At 67.5% G+C, this 21,058-nt stretch carries 20 protein-coding genes; 12 read left to right on the top strand and 8 right to left on the bottom strand.

Translation table 11 applies throughout. The features are described from left to right. Positions 1 to 54: 54 nt before the first annotated feature. The 3 genes from AC3IPM_RS09040 (at position 55) to AC3IPM_RS09030 (ending at position 2,000) form a co-directional block, all read left to right on the top strand. Positions 55 to 825, top strand: coding sequence for an SDR family NAD(P)-dependent oxidoreductase (locus AC3IPM_RS09040; RefSeq protein ID WP_489303622.1), 771 nt, complete (start codon positions 55 to 57; stop codon positions 823 to 825). A 70-nt stretch (positions 826 to 895) separates the two neighbouring features. After that, positions 896 to 1,462 carry an elongation factor P-like protein YeiP gene (yeiP, locus tag AC3IPM_RS09035; RefSeq protein WP_489303620.1) on the top strand — a complete coding sequence of 189 codons (567 nt, stop codon included), beginning with the start codon at positions 896 to 898 and terminating at the stop codon, positions 1,460 to 1,462. Positions 1,463 to 1,565: 103 nt separating this feature from the next. After that, entirely contained in the window at positions 1,566 to 2,000 is a 435-nt protein-coding gene (locus AC3IPM_RS09030) for a hypothetical protein (protein ID WP_489303618.1), read from the top strand. 15 nt (positions 2,001 to 2,015) lie between these two features. On the opposite strand, the gene AC3IPM_RS09025 is transcribed toward AC3IPM_RS09030, so the two are convergent. The 4 genes from AC3IPM_RS09025 to AC3IPM_RS09010 form a co-directional block, all read right to left on the bottom strand. After that, positions 2,016 to 2,762 carry an MliC family protein gene (locus tag AC3IPM_RS09025; RefSeq protein WP_489303616.1) on the bottom strand — a complete coding sequence of 249 codons (747 nt, stop codon included), beginning with the start codon at positions 2,760 to 2,762 and terminating at the stop codon, positions 2,016 to 2,018. A 93-nt stretch (positions 2,763 to 2,855) separates the two neighbouring features. Beyond that, the gene (locus AC3IPM_RS09020) at positions 2,856 to 3,245 is read right to left on the bottom strand and encodes a nuclear transport factor 2 family protein (protein ID WP_489303614.1); all 390 of its coding nucleotides are present in this window, start codon (positions 3,243 to 3,245) and stop codon (positions 2,856 to 2,858) included. Further along, positions 3,242 to 6,361 carry a multidrug efflux RND transporter permease subunit gene (locus tag AC3IPM_RS09015; RefSeq protein WP_489303612.1) on the bottom strand — a complete coding sequence of 1,040 codons (3,120 nt, stop codon included), beginning with the start codon at positions 6,359 to 6,361 and terminating at the stop codon, positions 3,242 to 3,244. The genes AC3IPM_RS09020 and AC3IPM_RS09015 overlap by 4 nt, the downstream gene beginning before the upstream one ends. Before the next feature lie 26 nt (positions 6,362 to 6,387). Beyond that, positions 6,388 to 7,539 (bottom strand): efflux RND transporter periplasmic adaptor subunit, encoded by a 1,152-nt coding sequence (locus AC3IPM_RS09010; RefSeq protein ID WP_489303610.1) that lies wholly within the window; start codon positions 7,537 to 7,539, stop codon positions 6,388 to 6,390. A gap of 128 nt (positions 7,540 to 7,667) precedes the next feature. On the opposite strand from AC3IPM_RS09010, the gene AC3IPM_RS09005 reads away from it, so the two are divergent. Together AC3IPM_RS09005 and AC3IPM_RS09000 are read left to right on the top strand one after the other, a co-directional pair. Then, positions 7,668 to 8,414, top strand: coding sequence for a response regulator (locus AC3IPM_RS09005; RefSeq protein WP_489304064.1), 747 nt, complete (start codon positions 7,668 to 7,670; stop codon positions 8,412 to 8,414). Next, a complete protein-coding gene (locus AC3IPM_RS09000) occupies positions 8,414 to 9,481 on the top strand; it encodes an ATP-binding protein (protein ID WP_489303608.1) in 1,068 nt (355 codons plus the stop codon). The genes AC3IPM_RS09005 and AC3IPM_RS09000 overlap by 1 nt, the downstream gene beginning before the upstream one ends. Here the strand turns inward: AC3IPM_RS09000 and AC3IPM_RS08995 are convergent. The 3 genes from AC3IPM_RS08995 to AC3IPM_RS08985 form a co-directional block, all read right to left on the bottom strand. After that, the gene (locus AC3IPM_RS08995; protein WP_489303606.1) at positions 9,459 to 11,279 is read right to left on the bottom strand and encodes a DUF7844 domain-containing protein; all 1,821 of its coding nucleotides are present in this window, start codon (positions 11,277 to 11,279) and stop codon (positions 9,459 to 9,461) included. The two genes, AC3IPM_RS09000 and AC3IPM_RS08995, sit on opposite strands and share 23 nt — an antisense overlap. Further along, entirely contained in the window at positions 11,279 to 11,575 is a 297-nt protein-coding gene (locus AC3IPM_RS08990) for a DUF2388 domain-containing protein (RefSeq protein ID WP_489303605.1), read from the bottom strand. The genes AC3IPM_RS08995 and AC3IPM_RS08990 overlap by 1 nt, the downstream gene beginning before the upstream one ends. Before the next feature lie 61 nt (positions 11,576 to 11,636). Next, on the bottom strand, positions 11,637 to 13,025 hold the full coding sequence (locus AC3IPM_RS08985; RefSeq protein WP_489303603.1) for an FAD-binding oxidoreductase: 1,389 nt from the start codon (positions 13,023 to 13,025) through the stop codon (positions 11,637 to 11,639). A 190-nt stretch (positions 13,026 to 13,215) separates the two neighbouring features. Here AC3IPM_RS08985 and serA point away from each other — a divergent pair, with 190 nt between their 5' ends. Then, on the top strand, positions 13,216 to 14,457 hold the full coding sequence (gene serA, locus AC3IPM_RS08980) for a phosphoglycerate dehydrogenase (protein ID WP_489303601.1): 1,242 nt from the start codon (positions 13,216 to 13,218) through the stop codon (positions 14,455 to 14,457). A 320-nt stretch (positions 14,458 to 14,777) separates the two neighbouring features. Here serA and AC3IPM_RS08975 read toward each other — a convergent pair whose 3' ends face one another. Beyond that, positions 14,778 to 15,359, bottom strand: a complete 582-nt coding sequence (locus AC3IPM_RS08975; protein ID WP_489303599.1) for an NUDIX hydrolase — start codon at positions 15,357 to 15,359, stop codon at positions 14,778 to 14,780. 184 nt (positions 15,360 to 15,543) lie between these two features. On the opposite strand from AC3IPM_RS08975, the gene AC3IPM_RS08970 reads away from it, so the two are divergent. The 6 genes from AC3IPM_RS08970 to AC3IPM_RS08945 all read left to right on the top strand — a co-directional run bounded on the left by AC3IPM_RS08970 (position 15,544) and on the right by AC3IPM_RS08945 (position 21,048). Next, positions 15,544 to 17,019 carry an amino acid permease gene (locus AC3IPM_RS08970; protein WP_489303597.1) on the top strand — a complete coding sequence of 492 codons (1,476 nt, stop codon included), beginning with the start codon at positions 15,544 to 15,546 and terminating at the stop codon, positions 17,017 to 17,019. A gap of 67 nt (positions 17,020 to 17,086) precedes the next feature. Then, positions 17,087 to 18,514, top strand: coding sequence for an amino acid permease (locus AC3IPM_RS08965; RefSeq protein ID WP_489303595.1), 1,428 nt, complete (start codon positions 17,087 to 17,089; stop codon positions 18,512 to 18,514). A 257-nt stretch (positions 18,515 to 18,771) separates the two neighbouring features. Next, positions 18,772 to 19,413, top strand: coding sequence for a methylthioribulose 1-phosphate dehydratase (locus AC3IPM_RS08960; protein WP_489303593.1), 642 nt, complete (start codon positions 18,772 to 18,774; stop codon positions 19,411 to 19,413). An 85-nt stretch (positions 19,414 to 19,498) separates the two neighbouring features. Continuing rightward, positions 19,499 to 20,062 carry a 1,2-dihydroxy-3-keto-5-methylthiopentene dioxygenase gene (locus AC3IPM_RS08955; RefSeq protein ID WP_489303591.1) on the top strand — a complete coding sequence of 188 codons (564 nt, stop codon included), beginning with the start codon at positions 19,499 to 19,501 and terminating at the stop codon, positions 20,060 to 20,062. A gap of 3 nt (positions 20,063 to 20,065) precedes the next feature. Next, the gene (gene mtnC / locus AC3IPM_RS08950; protein ID WP_489303589.1) at positions 20,066 to 20,764 is read left to right on the top strand and encodes an acireductone synthase; all 699 of its coding nucleotides are present in this window, start codon (positions 20,066 to 20,068) and stop codon (positions 20,762 to 20,764) included. After that, positions 20,764 to 21,048, top strand: a complete 285-nt coding sequence (locus tag AC3IPM_RS08945) for a hypothetical protein (protein WP_489303588.1) — start codon at positions 20,764 to 20,766, stop codon at positions 21,046 to 21,048. Before mtnC ends, AC3IPM_RS08945 begins: the two co-directional genes overlap by 1 nt. Positions 21,049 to 21,058 lie beyond the last annotated feature (10 nt).

The raw sequence follows: 21,058 nt of genomic DNA, 5'->3' as shown, positions 1-21,058 counted from the left end.
GATGGCGGCCGCTTCCGCTAGAATCGGCGGTTCTTGAACCAGCGGAATCGTGCAATGCAGCTGTCTTCTGTCCGCGCCGTGATTACCGGCGGCGTCTCCGGCCTGGGCCTGTCGGTGGCCCGCCACCTGGTCGCCCAGGGCGCCAAAGTGGCCTTGTTCGACCTCAATGACGACAAGGGTGCGGCCGCCGTGGCCGAGCTGGGCGAGGCCAACGCCCGCTACTTCTCCACCAACGTCAGCGACGAAGCCGCCGTGGCGGCGCAGATCGATGCCGCGCACGACTTCCTGGGTGGGCTCAATGCCGCCATCAGCTGCGCCGGCATCCTCGGCGCCGGCCGCGTGCTGGGCAAAGAGGCGCCGATGCCGCTGGCCAGCTTCCAGAACACGGTCATGGTCAACCTGGTCGGCAGCTTCAATGTCGCCAAGGCCGCGGCCAACCGCATGCAGCACAACGCCGCCGGCGAAGACGGCGAGCGCGGGGTGATCATCAACACCGCCAGTGTCGCCGCCTATGAAGGCCAGATCGGCCAGGCCGCGTATGCCGCTTCCAAGGGCGGCGTGGTCAGCATGACCCTGCCGATGGCCCGCGAACTGTCGCGTTTCGGCATCCGCGTGATGACCATTGCCCCGGGCATCTTCTGGACCCCGATGGTGGATGGCATGCCGCCGGCCGTGCAGGAATCGCTGGCCGCCTCGATTCCGTTCCCGCCGCGCCTGGGCAAGCCGGAAGACTTCGCCGGCCTGGTCGCGCATATCCTCGGCAACACCTACCTCAACGGCGAGACCATCCGCCTGGACGGTGCCGTGCGTCTGGCGCCGAAGTAAGCAAACCCGCAATCCCGCAGGGCACCTGAGTCTGGTGCCCGCCACCTCCCACGAACCGACCCTCATTCCCATGAAAGCCAACGACATCAAGAAAGGCAACGTCGTCGAATACAACAACGGCGTCTACCAGATCCGCGACATCGAGCGCAGCTCGCCGCAGGGTCGCGGCGGCAACGTCCGCTTCCGCTTCATCATGTACAGCGTGCCGGGCGGCAACAAGCTCGACGCCAGCTTCGATGCCGACGACAACCTGCCGGAAGTCGAACTGCTGCGCCGCCAGTCCACGTACTCCTACAAGGACGGCGATGCGTTCGTCTTCCTCGATGACGAGGACTACACCCCGTACACGCTCGATGCCGATGTGGTGGGCGATGACGCCGGCTACATCACCGACGGCCTGACCGGCATCTACGTGCAGGTCATCGACGAAGTGCCCGTGGCCGTGCAGATGCCGTCCAGCGTGGTGCTCGAAGTGGTGGAGACCCCGCCGGAGCTCAAGGGCGGCACTGCCACCAAGCGCCCGAAGCCGGCCAAGCTCAGCACCGGCATCGAGATCATGGTGCCCGAGTACATCGCCAACGGCGAACGTGTGCTGGTCAACACCGAAACCGGTGAGTTTGCCGGCCGTGCCGACTAAGCGCATCGCGCTGGCATTGTGTGTGTCCCTGCTCGCGGCCTGTGCGCCGCGGGCAGTGGACAGCCCCGCTGGCGATGCCGCAGCAGCGCCCGCGACCGCGCCCATGGCGGCCGCTGTGCCTGCTGCCGGCGTGGAGGTCACGACGGCCACCGAGGCAGCCGCAGCGGAGCCGCCCGACGCCCTGGAGGCATTGGAGCGCGCCCGCGCCGATGCGGGTTGCCCGGTTTCCAATGATGTCTACGATCTGGACGACATCCGCATCTACTGCACGATGCCCGAGGACGTGCGTGCCTTCCTGGCCCGCGAGAACACCTGCCAGCACTTCGCCGGTGAAGAACCCTACGACGAAGAACGGCGGCGCGAACTGGACGCCGCCAACCAGCAGTATTGCGAGGGCCGGCAGCAGATCTTCGCCGACCTGTTCGCGCGCCACCACGCCGATTGCGGCCTCCGCCAGGCGCTGATCGGTGTCGGCACCCGCTACGACCTGTTCACCGACACCGCGCCGGACCCCTGCCGCCCGCAGGACCTGCCCTGACCCGAACGTTCGGGGTTACGGCTTGGCCGCCAGCGACGGCGCACCGGCGAAATCGCCACAGCCGTGATACTGGCGCGCACCAACGGTGAGCATCGCGGTGGCACCAAAGGCCTGGCCGCTCATGTCGTCCTGGCATACCGTGCGCTGGAACGTCAGCTTGATATCGGTGCCATCGGCAGCCTTGCCCGACCAGCCATCCTTGCCCTGGGTCGGCGCGGCAATCTCGAATTTGCGCTCGCCGTAGTCGGTCTCCACGCGCAGCGAAGGCGTCGCGCCCGGGCCCACCTGGGCCAGCCAGCCGGGCTCGTTGCCGGTCGCGCGGAAACCTGCGGCATCGGCAGCGCCTGCCGTTGCCGGCGACGGTGTGGGCGCCGGTGCACTGGCCCCCTCCTCGCCCGAACCGGTGCAGGTGCGGTCCGCTTCGCCCTTCAGGCTCAGCACGCCCTCGGTGGTGCCCTTGGTCCACAGCACATTGCCCTGTCCGTCGCCGTACTTGGCGCCCGATGCGGCCTGCTGCGCAGCCATCGCATAGGTGCGCTCACCGATCACCACCGTGGCCGAATCCTGGCCGCGGTAGGTCGCGTGTACGGCCAGATCGCCGCACTGGAACGCAAAGCTGCGCTCGTCCGAGGTGGCATCCGTGGCCGAGGGCGGCGCTTCCTGCTTTCCAGCGGCGGCCGTCGCCGGGTCCTGCTGCGCCGGCTGGCATGCACTCAGCCCGGTCACGATGGCCAGACTCAACATCCAAGGGGATGCACGCATGTTCGACTCCTTGCGGTTTTCATGATCAACCCCCGATGCTAGCGCGGTGCGCCTAATCCAAGGTGAAGCCGCCACCCGGCCGTGACGGCCTGTTCAGCCGCCGCGCGCGGGCAGCACGCCCACCGACAGCAGGTGCAGACCGGCCGGCGAGGAGCAGCTGGCCCACACCCGCAGCAGACGCAGCTCGCGCTGGTGTTCAGCGCCCTCGGTGGCATAGCCCAGCCGCACGTCACTGGACACCAGCGCGAGCTGGCCGCACAACAAACGCTCGCGCTCGCCTTCGTCAATCGCGCTGATCCGCAGCTGTCGGCTCGACCACGCGCTGACGCACGGATGGGCCCCCAGCCATTGGCCGCCGGGGTCGGTGAAGAACAGCGCCGGCGACAGCCAACCGCTCAACGCGTCCACGTCGTGCGCCTGCAAGGCGGTCAACAACGCCTGCTCGGCCGCCTCGATCTGCGCCGGTTCCAGTATTGCGCTCATCCACCTTTCCCCTTGCGGCGGCGCCACGGTGCACGCCATTGCCGCGCGCCCTGCACCAGGACATAGAACAGCGGCACGAAGAACACCGCCAATACGGTGGCGGTCACCATGCCGCCGAACACGCCGGTACCGATGGCATGCTGGGTTTCAGCAGAAGCGCCAGTGGCCAGCATCAACGGTATTACGCCGAGGGCGAACGCCAGCGAAGTCATCAGGATCGGCCGCAGCCGCAGCCGCGCCGCTTCCACTGCTGATTCGACCAGGCCACGGCCCTGCTGCTGCAACTGGCGCGCGAACTCCACGATCAGGATCGCGTTCTTCGCCGACAGCCCGATCACGGTGATCATGCCGACCTTGAAGAACACATCATTGGGCAGCCCACGCAACAGCACGGCCGCCACCGCACCGAGCAGGCCCAACGGCACCACCAGCATCACCGCGGTGGGAATGGTCCAGCTCTCATACAGCGCGGCCAGCACCAGGAACACCACCAGCATCGACAGCAGCATCAGCCACGGAGCCTGCGCGCCCGATTCGCGCTCCTGCAACGACTGCCCGGTCCAGGCCAGCGCAAAGCCGGCCGGCAGCTGCCGCGCCAAGCGTTCCATCTCGGCCATGGCCTGGCCGCTGGAGACACCCGCGGCCGGTGCGCCGGACAGACTCAGTGCCGGGAAGCCCTGGTAGCGGGCCAGCTGCAAGGGCGCCTGCGACCACACCGGGGTGACCAGCTCGGACAGCGCCACCATGCCGCCATTGGCATTGCGTACCGGCAGTTTCAGCACGTCCTCGACCTGCATGCGGTGGGCCGCATCGGCCTGCACGATCACCTGCTGCAGGCGCCCGGCGTTGGGGAAATCGTTGACGTACTGCGAGCCCATCGCCGCCGACAGCGTGTCGCTGATGCTGGTGAAACGCACACCCATCGCTTCGGCCTTGTGCCGGTCGATCTCCAACCGCACCGTGCTGCCCGCCGGGAAGCCTTCGGCGTACACATCCCGCAGCAGTGGGCTGGCCGTGGCCAGCGCCAGCAACTGCTGCTGTGCGGCCTGCAGCTGCGCGTGGGTCTGCCCGGTGCGTGCCTGCAGCCGCAGCTCGAAGCCCGAGGACGTGCCCAGGCTGTCGATCGCCGGCGGCATCAGGCTCATCACCTGCCCTTCCGGCGTGGCCGCCATGGCCGCCTGCGCACGCTGCACTTCATCGGCCGCGGTGGCACCGTCGCGCTGCCCCCAGTCCTTGAGCATGGTGTAGGCCAGCGCCGCATTCGGGCCGGAGCCGGCGAAGCTGTAGCCCAGGATCAACTGGTTGGAGGCGATGCCCGGACGCGAGGCGGCGTGCGTCTCGTACGCCTTGACGATCTCCAGGGTGCGCTCGGCGGTGGCATCGGCCGGCAGCTGGATCGAGGTCATGAAGTAGCCCTGGTCCTCTTCCGGCAGGAAGGCACTGGGCAGCAGCTGGAAACCAACGCCCAGCGCCACCAGCAGCACCGCGAACAGTGCCATGGCGCGGCCGCCGCGTTTCAGGATGCGCACCACCCCGCTCTGGTAGCCGCCGGTCATGCGCTCCACACCGCGGTTGAACCAGCCGAAGAAGCCGCCGCGCCCGTGGTGTCCGCGCGTGCTCGGCTTGAGCAGGGTGGCGCACAGCGCCGGCGTCAGGCTCAGTGCCAGCAGCGCAGAGAACAGGATCGATACGGCCATGGCCAGGGTGAACTGCCGGTAGATCGCCCCCACCGAGCCATCGGCCAGCGCCATCGGAATGAACACCGCGGTCAGCACCAGGGTGATGCCGATCACCGCACCGGTCAGTTCCTTCATCGCCTTGGCGGTGGCTTCGCGCGGCGGCAGGCCTTCCTCGGCCATGATCCGCTCCACGCCCTCCACCACCACGATGGCATCGTCGACGATGATGCCGATCGCCAGCACCATGCCGAACATGGTCAGCACGTTGATCGAGAACCCCGCCGCCAGCATCACCGCGAAGGTGCCCAGCAGCGCGATGGGCGCGACGATCGCCGGAATCAGCGTGTAGCGGATGTTCTGCAGGAACAGGTACATCACCGCGAACACCAGCACCATCGCTTCCAACAGGGTGATCAACACCTTGCGGATGGAGATCTCCACGAACGGCGCGGTATCGAACGGCACCGTGGCCTGCATTCCGGCCGGCAGGGTCGGCGCCAGCTCGGCCATGCGCGCACGTACCGCGTTGGCCGTACGCACCGCGTTGGCCCCGGGCGAAAGCTGGATGGCCGCCGCCGTGGCCGGCACGCCGTCTTCGCGCGTGCCCCAGGCATAGCTCTGCGCCCCCAGTTCCACCCGCGCCACGTCACCGACCACCACCTTGGAACCGTCCGGATTGGCGCGCAGCACAATCGCCGCGAACGCTTCGGGCGTGGTCAACTGGCCTTCGGCGGTGAGCGGAATGGTCACCCGTTGGCCGGGCACGGTGGGCGAATCGCCGACCCGTCCCGGCGCGATCTGTACGTTCTGCTCGCCGATCGCCGTGCCCAGTTCGGACAGGGTCAAGCGGTAGGCGGTCAGCTGCGCCGGATCGACCCAGATCCGCATCGCGCGCTCGGCACCAAACAGCTGCACCCGGCCCACGCCATCGATGCGGCGCAGTTCCTCCACGATGTTGCGCGCCATGTAGTCGCTGAGGTCCACTTCGCCCAGTCGGCCATCGGTGGACTTCAGCCCGACCAGCATCAGGAAGCCCGAATCGGATGCTTCCACGGTCAAACCGTTCTGCCGCACCACTTGCGGCAGGCGCGCTTCAATCGCCTTGATCCGGTTCTGCACGTCCACCTGGGCCAGCTCCGGGTCGGTGCCGGGGCGGAAGGTGGCGGTGATCGAGGCTTCACCGGAGGTATCGGTGGAGGATGAGAAATACAGCAGGTGCTTGACCCCGGACAGCTCGCGCTCGATCAACCCGACCACCGCATCGTCCATGGTCTGCGGGGTGGCACCGGGGTAGCTGGCGTAGATGCTGACGCTGGGTGGGGCGACGCTGGGGTAGCGCTCGATCGCCAGCCGTGGGATCGCCAGCGCACCGGCGAGCACCACGAAGATGGCCAGCACCCAGGCGAATACCGGGCGGTCAATGAAAAACTGTGGCATGTGCCTTCCTTGTTACGACGCTGCGCTCAAGGCGCGGCAGGCGCGCCGGCCGCAGCCGGCTGTTTCCACGGGCGTGGATTGACCACCTGCCCTTCCTGCAGGCGCTCCTGGCCTTCCACCACCACCTGCTCACCGGCCTGCAGGCCATGCTTGACCACGTACTGGCGCTGGACCTGGCCATCGACCTCGAGGGTGCGGATCACCGCCTTGCCCGCCTTGTCGATCACCCAGGCATACGATTGACCGCCGGTACTGCGCAGCACCGCCTGCTGCGGCAGCAGCAACGCTGCCGGCTGCACGCCGCGTGGTACCCGCGCACGCACGAACATGCCGGGCAGCAGGCGCCGCTCGGGGTTGTCCACCACGATGCGCAGCACGATGTCGCCGGTTTCGGCATCCACGTTGATCCCGGAGAACAGGATCCGTCCCTGCTCGGGGTACACGCGTCCGCCATCGCCGACCAGCACCACCGGCAGGCCCTCGGCCTTGTTGATCTGGCCCGCCACCACGCTGCGCTGGATGCTCTCCAGCATCGACGCCGGCTGGCGTACGTCCACATACACCTGGTCAAGCTGCTGCACGATGGCCATCGGCGTGGTATCCCCGGCACCGACCAGCGCACCCTCGGTGACCAGCGCCTGGTCGATGCGGCCGTCAATCGGCGCATCCACCGTGGCATAGCGCAGGTCCAGCCGGCGCCGGGCCAGCGTGGCGCGTGCCTGGGCGACATCGGCCAGCGCCTGCTGATGCTCGGCATGGGCATCGTCGCGGGTCTGCTGGCTCACCGCCTGGGCCACCGCAAGCGAGTGCAGGCGCTCGGCCTGGACACGGGTGCGCAGCGCCGCTGCTTCACTGCGCTGCAGCAGGGCGGCGGCACTGTCCACATCGGCGCGGAAGGCGGCCGGATCGATCTGGAACAGCGGCGTGCCCGCCTTGACCTCGGCGCCCTGCTCGAACAGCCGCCGGGTCACGATGCCACCCACCTGCGCACGGATCTGCGCGGTGCGCACCGCCGCCACCCGCCCGGGCAGTTCATCCTCGCGCTGTACGAGCGCTGGCGACACCGCCAGCACGGTTACGTCCGGCACGGCCACGACGGGCGCTTCTTCCGTGGAGCAGGCCGTCAGCGCGGCCGCCAGTACCACCCACACGGTGGCTTGGATCCTGATGGTTTTCATCGGTTGCACAGGGCGCCGGATACCCGGCAATAATCATGAACGGCGAAGTCTGCGTGGCCTGCATGGGGTTTCGATGGAGGAACTGTGGAGATACGATGGAGCACAAGCACCTTCTGGCCCTGCCCTGCATGCATGCCACTGATTCACCCAGCGCCGCCGCGCACTGGGATCGCTCGCTCAACGCGCTGGTCCTGATCGTCGAGGACGAACCGGAAATCGCCGACATCGTCGCTGCCTACCTGCAGCGCGAAGGCCTGCGCACGCTGCGCGCCCAGGATGGACTGAACGCGCTGGCCCTGCACCGCAGCGCCCGCCCTGACCTGATCCTGCTGGACGTGCAGATGCCGGGCATGGATGGCTGGACCGTGCTCAACACACTGCGCCAGCGCGGCGATACCCCGGTGATCATGCTGACCGCGCTGGACCAGGACCTGGACAAGCTGACCGCGCTGCGGATGGGCGCCGACGACTACGTGGTCAAGCCGTTCAACCCGGCCGAAGTGGCCGCACGGGTGCGCGCGGTATTGCGCCGTACGCTCAATGTGCGCCGCGACGCCCTGCCCGGCATCCTGCGCGTGGGCCGGCTGGTGATCGATCCTGCTACCCACACCGTGCACGTGGAAGGCGACGGCTACAGCCACGAGCTGCTGTTGACCCTGACCGAGTACAAGCTGCTGCACTGCATGGCACTGGCACCGTCACGGATCTTCAGCCGCAGCGAACTGATGCACGACTGCCTGCCGGAAAGCGAGGCGCTGGAGCGCACCGTGGACAGCCATGTCAGCAAGCTGCGCCGCAAGCTTGACGATGTGGGGCTGGAAAACGTGCCGGCCAGCGTGCGCGGTGTCGGCTACCGGCTCATGGCCGACCACTGATGCGCCGCCCCGGGCTCAGCCGCCACATCGTGGTGTCGATGTCGTTGATGGTGCTGGGGGTCATCGTGATGATGATCCTCAGCTCCTACCTGCTGTACGCGATCCTGGTGAACTTCTACCCGACCGCCGCCGAAGAACCGACCGGCTGGGCACCGACCGGCCCGGAGCTGGTGTGGATGGCCGGGGTCACCCTGATCGGGCTGGCACTGGCGGTGGCCGCTTCCATCCGCTTGTCGCAGCGCATCCTCATCCCGCTCAATTCGGTGGTGGACAGCATCGGCAAACTGGCCGGGGGCGACCTCGGTGCGCGCGCCGATACCAGCGACCACTCGCTGGGCGAAGTGGCACTGCTGGTGGACGACTTCAACGCGATGGCGCGACGCCTGCAGAACATGGATGCGGACCGGGTGATGTGGCACGCAGCCATCGCCCATGAGCTGCGCACCCCGGTGACCATCCTGCGCGGCCGCCTGCAGGGCCTGGCCGAAGGCGTGTTCGCCCCGGATGAAGCGCAGTTCCGCAGCCTGCTGGCCCAGGTGGAAGGCCTGTCGCGGTTGATCGAGGACCTGCGCGTGCTCAGTCTGGCCGACAACGCGCGGCTGGACGTGCGCCGCGCACGCTGCGACGTGGTGGCCGAGGTGCACTCGGTGATGACCCTGGTCGACCCCGGCTTCCGCAGCGGCGGCTTCGTGCTGGAACTGGAAACCTCACGCGAGGAACACCCGGCGCATTGCGACCCGACCCGGGTGCGCCAGGCGCTGATGGCCCTGCTGGAAAACGCGCGCCGCTACGCCACGCCCGGCCGGGTGCGAATCGCCGTGCACGACACCCTCACCCATGTGCAGGTGGCTGTGGATGACGAAGGCCCCGGCATCGACCCGGCGCTGAGCGCGCACATCTTCGACCCGTTCATGCGCGGCGATGGCTCGCGCTCGCGTCAGCGCGGCGGCAGCGGGTTGGGCCTGGCCGTGGTCAAGGCGATTGCCGATGCGCATGGCGGCCACGTTTCCTGCACCACCAGCGCGCTGGGCGGCGCGCGTTTCGTCATCGAGCTGCCGCGCCAGTAGCCGCATCGGCCTGGGCCAGGCGGCGCATGCGTGCGCCCAGTGCGGCCAGGTTGGCATCGATGGCGCTCAGTTCCTGCTGTTGCGCGCCCGGAAGGCGGCCACGCAGCTGAGCCTGCAGATCCTTCCAGGCCGACACGCCGCGCGCACTGAGCCGTGACGTGGCCGCAGCCGCCTGCGCGCGTTCGTCGTGCTGCGGCAAGCCGTAGCCACCCTCGTCGATCAGCGCGGCCGGGCTGACCAGCTGGTCGGCATCGTGCAGCAGCGCCAGCAGTGCGGCACGCGCGGGATCGGCAGGATCGCGCGGCGCCACCAGTTCGCGCTTGAGCACATCGCGTGCGCGCAGTTCCTGGCGGTACAGCGCCGCCTGTTCCAGCAGCAGCAATGCCGAAGTGGCACGCAGCCCACCGCGCTCGCGCCAGGCGCCGCGCTGCGCGGCCGGACGCTGCAGCCAGTGCGTGACATCGTGATCGTCCAGCGCCAGCTCGGCACGGGCGACGTCGAACAACTGCTGGTAGTAATCCTGCGCGGAGGCGAAGTAATAGCCCTGCCGGGTCGCCTGCGCACGGTCGTGCAGCACCGACGCATCCGCCAGGCCCTGCCGTTGCAGCCGTGTCAGCAGGCCACGCGGGGTGATCCGGTTCAAACCCGGCGAGGCCAGCCGCGGCACGCCTTCCTGCAGCAGCTTGCCAGTCTCCACCGCGCAGTTATTACTGATGAACCGGTAGCGGCCGTCGTAACTCCAATGCACCTGGGCCACCCGTTCGAGCAGGCCGCCGATCTCGGCCTGCGACAGCTGCAGCGGCACCGATGACAGCCCGCGCAGTTCCAGCTGCGTGTATTCGTTGACCACCTGGTTCAACGGCAGCACGAACAATCGCGACGGATAGGCACCGGTCAAACCGGCCCAGCTGGAAATCTGCACATCGCCGACGAACGCGCGGAACGACAGCACCCGGTGCTGCGAAAGATCCATCCGGCATGCCGGGCCAAGCGGCCGCCCCGGCGCACAGATCACCAGCCGCAGCATACTGTGGCCCCAGCGGCTCATCATCTGCTCGTTGCCTTCGGCGAGCAGGTAATCCACCGCGTAGATCCGGGCCGGGTCCAGCTCCAGCAGCGAGGCCGCGCCAGTGGTGTCTTCGGCCTGTACCAGCGGCAGGCGCCGGTCGCAGGCAGCCTGCTGCGGCGTCGGCCCCAGCTGCGCGGCGAACCATGCGGCCAGTGCCGGGCGCCGGCAGGCGTAGTCGGGATCGAGCAGGTAGTGCTCGGCGTTCACCGCCAGGTATTCGGCGGGACTGTAGCGCTCGTAATCGTCCGGACTGCGCTCGGCGAAGGCGTTGGCGCTGCGGCCCAACCGCCAGGGGCGTTGCTGCCAGCCGCTGAGATCGCGCCAGCGTGCGGTGCGCGACCAGCCGCCATGTGCGGAGCGGTCCAGCACGTGGGTCAATTCGTGTATCAACGCTGCCTGCACGGCGCGCGGCAATGGCTGCCCTTCGTGCACCTCATCGAGCAATGCACGGCGCAGCGTGATCGCCCCCTGTCGGGCGCGGCCATGCACGTGTTCGGGAAGGGTGTCCGACCAGGTGATGCGCACGGGTCGATCGAATCGGGCCTGCCACTGCGGCGGCAACAGCGTCTGTACCTGCTGCGCCACGCGCGCGGCCGCCACCGCTTGCGCGGCGTCGAGGCCTTCGGCCTGCGCTTCGACATGCAGCGCGGCCTGCGCCAGCGGCGCGGCCAGCAACGCCGTCAGGACCGCCCAGCGCCAGCGGCGGGCCCAACGGCGCAGCGCGGGCATCAGCGTGCCAGCAGGGTCCGCGCCAGCACCAGATCACTGGCCTGGCGGTTGCCGGCATCCTGCTCGCGCAGGTGCAGCAGTGCGGCTTCCAGGCGCGCGCCACGGATGGCGCCATCGCTGGCGACGAACGCGGCGGCATCGTCACGTGCATCCAGCACGATCTTGTCGTCGCCCGAGCTGGACGAACCGGCCGAGGAGGCACCGGACGCGGAGCCCGCGGAGGAACCGGCAAAACTGGACGCCAGTGCCGACAGCGGCAGGGCGAGGATGGCAAGCAGCAGGATCGGACGCATCATCATGTTGTCGTTCGAGGTGGAAAGCGCAGAGCGTATAGGCTGCGTGAAAGCCTGTCGCGGCTTAGAGGTCGAACACTTTTCCGGGATTCAGCAGCCCTTGTGGATCAAACGCACGTTTGACCGCCTTCATCAGGGCGATTTCCGGCGCGCTGCGGGTGCTGTCCAGATAGCCTTTCTTGACCAGACCAATACCGTGTTCGGCCGAAATACTGCCATCGAAACGGGCCAGCACCTGGGCCAGCAGCTTGGTCACGTGCTCGCATTGGATCAGGAACTCCGCATCCGCCGTCGCGTCGGGCTTGAGCACGTTGATATGCAGGTTGCCGTCGCCGATGTGACCGAACCAGACCACGTCAAAATGCGGGTACGCCTCGCCGATCAGCGCCTGGGTTTCGGCCATGAAGGCCGGCATCGACGAGATCCGCACCGACACATCGTTCTTGTACGGCTTGTAGCGTGCCACCGCCTCGGTGATGCCTTCGCGCAGCCGCCACAGCTGCGCGGCCTGCGCATCGCTCTGGCTGACCACGCCGTCGCTGACCCAACCCTGCTCCATGCAGGCCTCGAACGCGGCCATCGCCGCGGCCTCCTGGGCGTCATCGCCGGCGGCGAACTCGGTGACCACGTAGAACGGATGCACCTCGTCGAACGGCGCCTGCGCGCCATGCGCCAGCACGTGTTCAAGCGCGCGGTCGGTGAAGAACTCGAAGGCCTGCAGCTGCATGCGCTCACGGAACGCGGCGAAGACCTGCATCAACACTTCGAACGAGGGCAGCGCCAGCAGCATCACGTTGCTGGCCTGCGGCGGATCGGTGAGGCGAAGCGTGGCCTCCACGATCACCCCGAGGGTACCTTCGGAGGCGATCAGCAGCTGGCGGAAATCGTAGCCGCTGGAATTCTTGATCAGGCCCTTGTTGAGTTCCAGCAGCTGGCCGTCGGCAGTGACCACCTTCAGCCCGGCGATCCACTCGCGGGTGTTGCCGTAGCGGATCACCCGGATGCCACCGGCATTGGTGGCGATGTTGCCTCCGATCGAGCACGAACCGCGCGCAGCGAAATCCACCGGGTAGATCAAGCCGTGCTCCCGCGCGGCGTTGTGCACCGCTTCCAGTGCCATGCCGGCCTGCACGGTTAGCGTGCGGTCGACCGCGTCGAAGGCCAGCGGCTTGTTCATCCGCTCCAGGCTGAGCACCAGCTCACCGTTGGCGGCAACGGCGCCGCCGGACAGGCCGGTGCGGCCGCCGGACGGCACCACCGCCACGCGCTCGGCGCTGGCCCAGCGCAGGATCGCCTGCACTTCCTCGACGTTGCCGGGCAACGCGATCGCCAGCGGCGCCGGGGCCCAGCGCCGGGTCCAGTCGCGCCCGTAGTGCTCAAGGTCGGCCGGCTCGGTGGTGAGCCGCAGCCCGGGGCAGTCCTGCAACAGCGTTGAAAGGCGCGGATCGGTCATGGCAGTCGGGACGGAACAAGGAAGCCCGCAAGCCTGCCAGCCGGGTGCAGTGGCGTCCAGCCCCGGCAGTGCAGCGGCGGTCAAATTGGATGCAGCTGAAACCATCCCCGGGCGGCTTTGGCGCACTGCACAATCGCGCGGCCGTTCTGGCATAGTTGGGTGCTTGTCCCCCTCACGTCGCCCGCCGCCCATGTCGCCGAAGAAGACCTCGTTCCCGAAGCAGGATATCCGTGTGCTGTTGTTGGAAGGGGTCAGCCAGACCGCGATCGACGTGTTCAGCGCGGCCGGCTATTCGCAGATCGAACTGCACAGCAAGGCGCTGCCCGAGGACGAACTGAAGGCGCGCATCGCCGAGGCACACATCGTCGGCATCCGCTCGCGTACCCAGCTCAATGCCGAGGTGCTCAGCCATGCCAAGCGCCTGATGGCGGTGGGCTGCTTCTGCATCGGCACCAACCAGGTCGACCTGGACGCGGCCGAACTGGCCGGCATCCCGGTGTTCAATGCGCCCTACTCCAACACCCGCAGCGTGGCCGAGCTGGTGATCGCCGAGGCGATCATGCTCACCCGTGGCATTCCGCAGAAGAACGCCGAATGCCATCGCGGTGGCTGGTCCAAATCCGCCGCCGGCAGCCATGAAGTGCGCGGCAAGACGCTGGGCATCATCGGCTACGGCCACATCGGCACCCAGGTCGGGGTGATGGCCGAGGCGATGGGCATGCAGGTGATTTTCCATGACATCGAAACCAAGCTGTCGCTGGGCAACGCGCGTGCCGCGATCAGCCTGGACGACCTGCTGGCGCGCGCCGACATCGTCACCGTACACGTACCCGAAACGCCGGCCACGCAGTGGCTGATCGGCGCCGGGCAGCTGGCCCGGATGCGGCCTGGTGCACACCTGATCAACGCCGCGCGCGGCACCGTGGTCGACATCGAGGCACTCGACGCCGCGCTGCGTTCAGGCCATATCGGCGGCGCTGCCCTGGATGTGTTCCCGGTCGAACCCAAGGGCAATGGCGATGCGTTCGTGTCGCCGCTGACCGCGCACGACAACGTCATCCTGACCCCGCACGTGGGCGGCAGCACGCTGGAAGCGCAGGACAACATCGGCGTGGAAGTGGCGGCCAAGCTGGTCCGCTACAGCGACAACGGCAGCACCCTGTCGGCGGTGAACTTCCCCGAAGTCACCCTGCCCGAGCATGCCGACAGCCTGCGCCTGCTGCACATCCACCAGAACGTGCCGGGCGTGCTGTCCAAGGTCAACGAGGCGTTCTCGCGGCACAACCTCAACATCGACGGCCAGTTCCTGCGCACCGATGCGAAGGTGGGCTACGTGGTAATCGACATCACCGGCAGCGAGGCCGACGCCGCGGCGGTACGCGAAGAGCTTGCGGCGATTCCGGGCACGTTGCGGACGCGCGTGTTGTATTGAGGGTAGTGGTTGCCGAGCATGGCTCGGCACTACCTGGGTTGGCTGTTGCTTTGGTAGAGCCGAGCCATGCTCGGCTGCGCTTCGCTCCGGCGCCGCGATACCCGGATGCAGGCGTCGGAGGCGTATCAACCGCGAGGGCCGTTGTCGGTGCTTCGGGATTGCGGCTGCGGAATCTTGTGCCGCGCTGGGGCGCGGTTGCCGAGCATGGCTCGGCACTACCCGGGTTGGCTGTTGCTTTGGTAGAGCCGAGCCATGCTCGGCTGCGTTTCGCTCCGGCGCCGGGATGGGTATCAACCGCTAGGGCCGTCGTCGGTGCTTCATCACCGCGCCAACCACCGCTTTGCCATGCGCGGCAATGAATCGTCGCCGTCGGGGGTTTCGATCATGGCATCGGCCACGTCACGGATGTCGCGCCAGGCCAGGGCCAGTGATTCCTCGCTGACCGCGAACTGCTCGCTGCCCAGCGCGCGCACCACGTAGCGGGCGTCGTAGTGCCAGTGGCCGGGCACGTCGCGGCGCTCGGGAATCCAGTGCTTGTCGATGTCGAACAGCGCGCCGTCCTCCAGCACCAGCGCGCTCAAGCCGGATTCCTCCTCGGCCTCGGTCAGCGCCACCTGCGCCAGGTCGCGGACGCCATCGGCATGCCCGCCCAGCTGCAGCCAGCGGTCCAGCTTGCGGTGGTGGGTGAGCAGTACGCGCTCGCCGTCGGCGCTGACCAGCCAGGCACTGCCGGTGAAATGGCCGGCCAGGCGCTCGCGCAGGAAGGGATTTTCGGGGTCGTCCAGAAGTGTGCTGAATTCGGCAGCCAGGGCAGCGTGTCGGGGCTGTCGCTGCGCGTATTCGGCCAGTTGGGCACGTAGCGCGGCGTCAGCAACGGCAACGGGTTCAGGCTTCAACGTCATGGTGGCAGCGGTATCTGGCGGAATTTGCCGATTATCGCCCGGCCATGCTGCATTTGTGCTTGTGCGCAGGCTTCAGCTTTGGCTAAGGTACAGCGGGCCCCGCTCCGCAGGGGCGCCCAGTCGCCATCAGGGTGCGCGGCAAAGTATCGCGCACCTCACCTTTGTTCACTTAGGGAAGCACTGCATGCTGAAGTCTCTGTTGAGGGTCAAACCGGTCCAACCATCCGCACACGTCGATGCTGGCGAACCGATCGAAGGCAGCCTGGATGGCGAGCCCACACTGAAACGGACCCTCACAGCCAAACACCTCATCATGCTCGGCATCGGCGCGGTGATCGGCGCCGGCATCTTCGTGCTGACCGGCCAGGCCGCGGCCAACCACGCCGGCCCGGCGGTGATGCTGTCATTCGTCTTTGCCGGCTTCGCCTGTGCGTTGGCGGGCCTGTGCTATGCCGAGTTCGCGGCGATGATGCCGGTCTCCGGCAGCGCCTATTCCTATTCCTACGCCACCCTGGGCGAAGGCATGGCCTGGTTCATCGGCTGGTGCCTGGTGCTGGAGTACCTGTTCGCCTCGGCCTCGGTCGCGGTGGGCTGGTCGGCGTACCTGATCAGTTTCATCACCACCACGCTGCACATGCCGTTCCCGGATGCGCTCAGCGCCGCGCCCATTGCCTGGACCGGGCAGGAGTTCGTTGCCTCCGGCAAGCTGTTCAACATGCCCGCGGTGCTGATCGTGGCGGCGGTGACCGGCCTGCTGTACGTGGGCGTGACCCAGTCCGCCTTCGTCAACGCCATCATCGTGGCCATCAAGGTCTTCGTGATCTGCCTGTTCATCGGCATCGGCGCGGCGCACGTGGACCCGGCCAACTGGCACCCCTTCATCCCCGAAAACACCGGCGTCTCCGGCGAATTCGGCTGGAGCGGCGTGTTCCGTGCCGCCACCATCGTGTTCTTCGCCTACATCGGCTTCGATGCGGTCTCCACCGCCGCCGGTGAAACCAAGGACCCGCAGCGCAACATGCCGATCGGCCTGCTCGGCTCGCTGGCGGTGTGCACCATCGTCTACATCATCGTGTGCGCGGTGCTGACCGGCATGCTGCCCTACCACCTGCTGGGCACAGACAAGCCGGTGGCCACCGCGCTGGAAGCCTACCCGAGCCTGTCCTGGCTGAAGACCGCGGTGGAAATCGGTGCGATTGCCGGCCTGTCCTCGGTGGTGCTGGTGATGATGATGGGCCAGACCCGCATCGCCTACACGATCTCGCGCGACGGCCTGCTGCCGAAGCTGTTCGGCAAGGTCCACAAGCGCTTCCGCACCCCGTACTGGTCCACCATCGTGGTCGGCGTGCTCGCCGCCGCGCTGGCCGGCATGGTGCCGCTGAACGTGCTGGGCGAACTGGTCTCGATGGGCACCCTGCTGGCTTTTGCCACGGTCTGCATCGGCGTCCTGATCCTGCGCTACACCCGCCCGGAACTGCCGCGTCCGTTCCGCGTGCCGCTGGTGTGGGTGATCTGCCCGCTGGGCGCGCTGTCGTGCCTGTTCCTGTTCTGGCAGGCGTTCGCGGTGCATTGGCACCTGTTCATCGGCTGGACCCTGCTGGGCCTGTGCATCTACTTCGGCTACGGCATCCGCCACAGCAAGCTGAACAAGCCCGCCTGATGGTTCCGACGGGCCGGCCACCCGGCCGGCCCGTGCCACGTTCGCTATACCTATAAGAAAACACACCATGTTCAAGCAACTGTGGGCCACCAAGCATCCGCACGCCGCCCATGAAGACGCCAACGGGCTGAGCCTGCGCCGCACCCTGGGGCCCTGGGGGCTGACCGCGCTGGGCATCGGCGCGGTGATCGGCGGCGGCATCTTCGTCATCACCGGCCAGGCGGCGGCCAATCACGCCGGCCCGGCCATCATGCTGTCCTTCGTGCTGGCGGCGATCTGCTGCGCGTTCTGCGCGATGGCCTATGCCGAGTTCGCGGCGATGGTGCCGGTTTCCGGCAGCGCCTACACCTATACCTACGCGACCTTCGGCGAGCTCTCGGCCTGGTTCATCGGCTGGATGCTGGTGCTCGAATATGGCGTGTCGGCCTCGGCGGTGGCGGTCAGCTGGACCGGCTACTTCCTGAGCCTGCTCAGCCATTTCGACATCCATCTGCCCGCGGCGCTGGTGAGTGCACCGCTGGACGGCCAGCTGCGCCCGACCGGGGCGATCGCCAATATTCCGGCCGCGGTGCTGGTGCTGCTGCTGACCTGGCTGTGCTACGTCGGCATCAGCAAGTCCTCGGCGATGAACATGGCCATGGTGGTGCTCAAGACTGGGCTGATCGTGCTGGTGATCATCGCCGGCTGGAAGTACGTGGACCCGGCCAACTGGACGCCGTTCATTCCGGAAAACGCGGGGCCCGGCAAGTACGGCTTCGAGGGGGTGCTGCGCGGTGCCGCGATGGTGTTCTTTGCCTATATCGGCTTCGAGGCGGTGTCGGTGGCGGCGCAGGAATCGCATCGGCCGCAGCGCGACATGCCGATCGGGATGCTGCTGTCGCTGGTGATCTGCACGGTGCTGTACATCGCGATGGCGGCGGTGATGACCGGGCTGGTGCCGTACACGCTGCTGGGCACCGACGAGCCGGTGGTGACGGCCGTGGCCGCGCATCCGCAGTTGGGCTGGTTGCGGATCATCGTGGAGATCGGTGCGTTGATCGGGCTGTCGTCGGTGGTGCTGGTGATGATCATCGGGCAGCCGCGCATCTTCATGATCATGGGCCGCGATGGCCTGCTGCCCCCGGTGTTCACCAAGATCCACCCGAAGTACCGTACGCCGCATATCAATACGGTGATCACGGGCATTGGCATCGCGCTGCTGGCGGCGCTGTTCCCGCTGGACATCCTGGGCGAGCTGACCTCGATGGGGACGCTGATCGCGTTCGCCGCGGTGTGTGCGGGGGTACTGATCCTGCGCCGGACGCAGCCGGACCTGCCGCGTCCGTTCCGGATGCCGATGGCGTGGCTGATCTGCAGCCTGGGGGTGTTGAGCTGCATTGCGCTGCTGACGGCGATGACGGCACACAACTGGATGCTGATGGGGTTCTGGACGCTCGGCGGTTTCGCGATCTACTTCGGGTATGGCTACCGGCATAGCCGCATGCGCGGGCGGTAAATGCGCTGCTGCGACGGCAACGTCAACGGCGGCTCTGAGTTGATGCGTGGGTTGGCAGGGCGGTGTGGGTTTGCGGGGGACGCCGTGAATCCATCCCTGGAGGCTTAGCCGCGCCATCCATGGCGCGGATACCCCCGCAAACCCACACCGCCCTGCCGCCAGACGGCCTTCCGATGACGGAACGAAATGGCGGTAGTGCCGGCCGCTGGCCGGCACAGGACGCACCCAAAGGCCCCCGGGCACCGTAAAATGGGGGCATGAACGCCCCCACCTTTCCGTATGACACCGCGCGCCTGAGCGCGCTGGCCCAGGTGCTGATCGACAACGTGCGCGAGCTGGCCCAGGCCGGCTGGACGCCGGCGACGAGCAGCAATTTCTCCCATCGCCTGGATGACCGCCATGCGGCGATCACCGTGTCCGGCAAGGACAAGGGACGCCTGGTCGAGGACGACATCATGGTGGTGGACTTCGACGGCAAGGCCGTGGGTCGGCCGCTGCGGCCGTCGGCGGAGACGCTGCTGCATACCCAGCTGTACCGCCGCTTCCCGGACATCGGTTGTGTGCTGCATACGCATTCGCCGGTGCAGACGATCGCCTCGCGACTGTATGCGCCGCAGGGGCATATCCGGCTGGAGGGCTACGAGCTGCTGAAGGCCTTCCACGGCAACAGCACGCACGAGATGGCGATCGAGGTGCCGGTGTTCGCCAATACCCAGGATATGGACGTGCTGTCGGCCCAGGTCGAGGACCTGCTGGACCGCCAGAGCCTGTGGGGCTATCTGATCGATGGCCACGGCCTGTATGCCTGGGGCCGCGATATGGCCGAGGCGCGCCGTCACCTGGAGGCGTTCGAATTCCTGCTGCATTGCGAGCTGGAGCTGCGCAGGCTGCGCGGCTGAGTTGCGCGGCTGAATAGCGGCGTCCCCACTTCCGGCGCCGCGCTGGTACCCTTTCCCTCCCCCCTTTCGCCTCGCTGCTGCCGCCATGAGCCGACTCCGCATATTCCATGACACCGCCCCGGACGCCCCGTTGCTGGACTCCCGCGACGGCACGGTGATGGCCACCGAGCTGAAGAAGATCGGGGTCACCTTCGAGCGCTGGCAGGCCACCCAGGACGTTGCGCCGGGCGCCAGCCAGGAGGCGGTGTTCGCCGCCTACAAGGCCGATATCGACCGGCTGGTGGCCGCGCACGGCTTCAAGAGCGTGGACGTGGCCTCGATCGCCCCGGACAACCCCAACCGCGCGGAGCTGCGCAGGAAGTTCCTCGACGAACACTTCCACAAGGAAGACGAGGTGCGCTTCTTCGTGGCCGGCTCGGGCCTGTTCACCCTGCATGTGGACGACAAGGTCTACGAGATCGAGTGCGTGAAGGACGACCTGATCGCGGTGCCCGATGGCGTCACCCACTGGTTCGACATGGGCGAAGACCCGAGCTTCGTGGCGATCCGCTTCTTCACCGAGCCGGACGGCTGGGTCGGCCATTTCACCGGCAGTGACATCGCCCAGACCTTCCCGCGTTACCACGCCCAACAGCACCAGGCCGACTGATCCATGCCGCATCCCACCGTGATCCTGACCGATATCGAAGGCACCACCAGCAGCATTTCGTTCGTCAAGAACGTGCTGTTTCCGTATGCGCGCAAGGCGCTGCCGGCGTTTGTCGCCGCGCATGGCCAGCAGCCGGAGGTGCGCCGCTGGCTGGATGCGGTGGCCGTGGAGATCGGCGGCGCCTGCCAGGACAGCCTGATCGTGGAGACGCTGCAGGGCTGGATCGACCAGGACCGCAAGCACACGGCGCTGAAGGCGCTGCAGGGCATGATCTGGGAAAGCGGCTACCGCAACGGCGACTACAAGGCGCACTTCTATCCGGAAGTGGCGGCCGTGCTCCGGGGCTGGCATGCCGCCGGGCTGCCGCTGTACGTGTATTCCTCCGGGTCGGTACCGGCACAGAAGCAGTTCTTCGGTTTCAGCGAGGCCGGTGACCTGACCGCGCTGGTGTCCGGCTGGTTCGACACCGAAGTGGGCGGCAAGCGCGACGCCGACAGCTACCGTCGCATCGTGGAGGCCATCGGCGTGCCGGCGGGTCAGATCGTGTTCCTCTCCGATGTGGTCGAGGAACTGGATGCTGCCCGCGAGGCCGGCGTGCAGACGCGCCTGCTCGACCGCCTGGACGACTACCCGCTGCCGCGCACCGGCGAGGCCACCCACGGCCACGACCGGGTCGAGAATTTCCAGCAGATCACCCTGTAATGGATATCGACTTCATGGCCGGGGCCACCCCGGTGAAACTGACCCGCGACTGGTTCTGGGGCGGCATGAAGCTGGTCAGCGCGCAGGAGAGCGTGTGGGTGCAGCACCCGGCGCACCCGGGCACGCATTTCTCGTTCACTACCACCCAGTCCTGGCTGCGGCATATCGCCGGGCATGAGGTGATCGTGGAGAAGACGCGCGCGATCCTGTTCGCGGCCTTCCGCGAACAGCGCATCCGGGTGCTGGTGGACGGCATCGAAGTGGCGAACAAGAGCGGGATGTAATCCCGCCCGG

This window comes from Stenotrophomonas sp. GL_111 (assembly GCF_057835245.1).
This window is presented reverse-complemented; position numbering and strand designations above follow the sequence as displayed.

Excerpts from the sequence above, each read along its gene's own strand:
- yeiP (WP_489303620.1), top strand. The coding sequence starts at position 896 with ATGAAAGCCAACGACATCAAGAAAGGCAACGTCGTCGAATACAACAAC.
- AC3IPM_RS09005 (WP_489304064.1), top strand. The coding sequence starts at position 7,668 with ATGCATGCCACTGATTCACCCAGCGCCGCCGCGCACTGGGATCGCTCG.
- AC3IPM_RS09030 (WP_489303618.1), top strand. The coding sequence starts at position 1,566 with ATGGCGGCCGCTGTGCCTGCTGCCGGCGTGGAGGTCACGACGGCCACC.
- AC3IPM_RS08990 (WP_489303605.1), bottom strand. The coding sequence starts at position 11,575 with ATGATGCGTCCGATCCTGCTGCTTGCCATCCTCGCCCTGCCGCTGTCG.
- mtnC (WP_489303589.1), top strand. The coding sequence starts at position 20,066 with ATGCCGCATCCCACCGTGATCCTGACCGATATCGAAGGCACCACCAGC.
- AC3IPM_RS09015 (WP_489303612.1), bottom strand. The coding sequence starts at position 6,361 with ATGCCACAGTTTTTCATTGACCGCCCGGTATTCGCCTGGGTGCTGGCC.
- AC3IPM_RS09025 (WP_489303616.1), bottom strand. The coding sequence starts at position 2,762 with ATGCGTGCATCCCCTTGGATGTTGAGTCTGGCCATCGTGACCGGGCTG.
- serA (WP_489303601.1), top strand. The coding sequence starts at position 13,216 with ATGTCGCCGAAGAAGACCTCGTTCCCGAAGCAGGATATCCGTGTGCTG.
- AC3IPM_RS08970 (WP_489303597.1), top strand. The coding sequence starts at position 15,544 with ATGCTGAAGTCTCTGTTGAGGGTCAAACCGGTCCAACCATCCGCACAC.
- AC3IPM_RS09040 (WP_489303622.1), top strand. The coding sequence starts at position 55 with ATGCAGCTGTCTTCTGTCCGCGCCGTGATTACCGGCGGCGTCTCCGGC.
- AC3IPM_RS09010 (WP_489303610.1), bottom strand. The coding sequence starts at position 7,539 with ATGAAAACCATCAGGATCCAAGCCACCGTGTGGGTGGTACTGGCGGCC.
- AC3IPM_RS08975 (WP_489303599.1), bottom strand. The coding sequence starts at position 15,359 with ATGACGTTGAAGCCTGAACCCGTTGCCGTTGCTGACGCCGCGCTACGT.
- AC3IPM_RS08945 (WP_489303588.1), top strand. The coding sequence starts at position 20,764 with ATGGATATCGACTTCATGGCCGGGGCCACCCCGGTGAAACTGACCCGC.
- AC3IPM_RS08965 (WP_489303595.1), top strand. The coding sequence starts at position 17,087 with ATGTTCAAGCAACTGTGGGCCACCAAGCATCCGCACGCCGCCCATGAA.
- AC3IPM_RS09000 (WP_489303608.1), top strand. The coding sequence starts at position 8,414 with ATGCGCCGCCCCGGGCTCAGCCGCCACATCGTGGTGTCGATGTCGTTG.
- AC3IPM_RS08995 (WP_489303606.1), bottom strand. The coding sequence starts at position 11,279 with ATGCCCGCGCTGCGCCGTTGGGCCCGCCGCTGGCGCTGGGCGGTCCTG.
- AC3IPM_RS09020 (WP_489303614.1), bottom strand. The coding sequence starts at position 3,245 with ATGAGCGCAATACTGGAACCGGCGCAGATCGAGGCGGCCGAGCAGGCG.
- AC3IPM_RS08955 (WP_489303591.1), top strand. The coding sequence starts at position 19,499 with ATGAGCCGACTCCGCATATTCCATGACACCGCCCCGGACGCCCCGTTG.
- AC3IPM_RS08985 (WP_489303603.1), bottom strand. The coding sequence starts at position 13,025 with ATGACCGATCCGCGCCTTTCAACGCTGTTGCAGGACTGCCCCGGGCTG.
- AC3IPM_RS08960 (WP_489303593.1), top strand. The coding sequence starts at position 18,772 with ATGAACGCCCCCACCTTTCCGTATGACACCGCGCGCCTGAGCGCGCTG.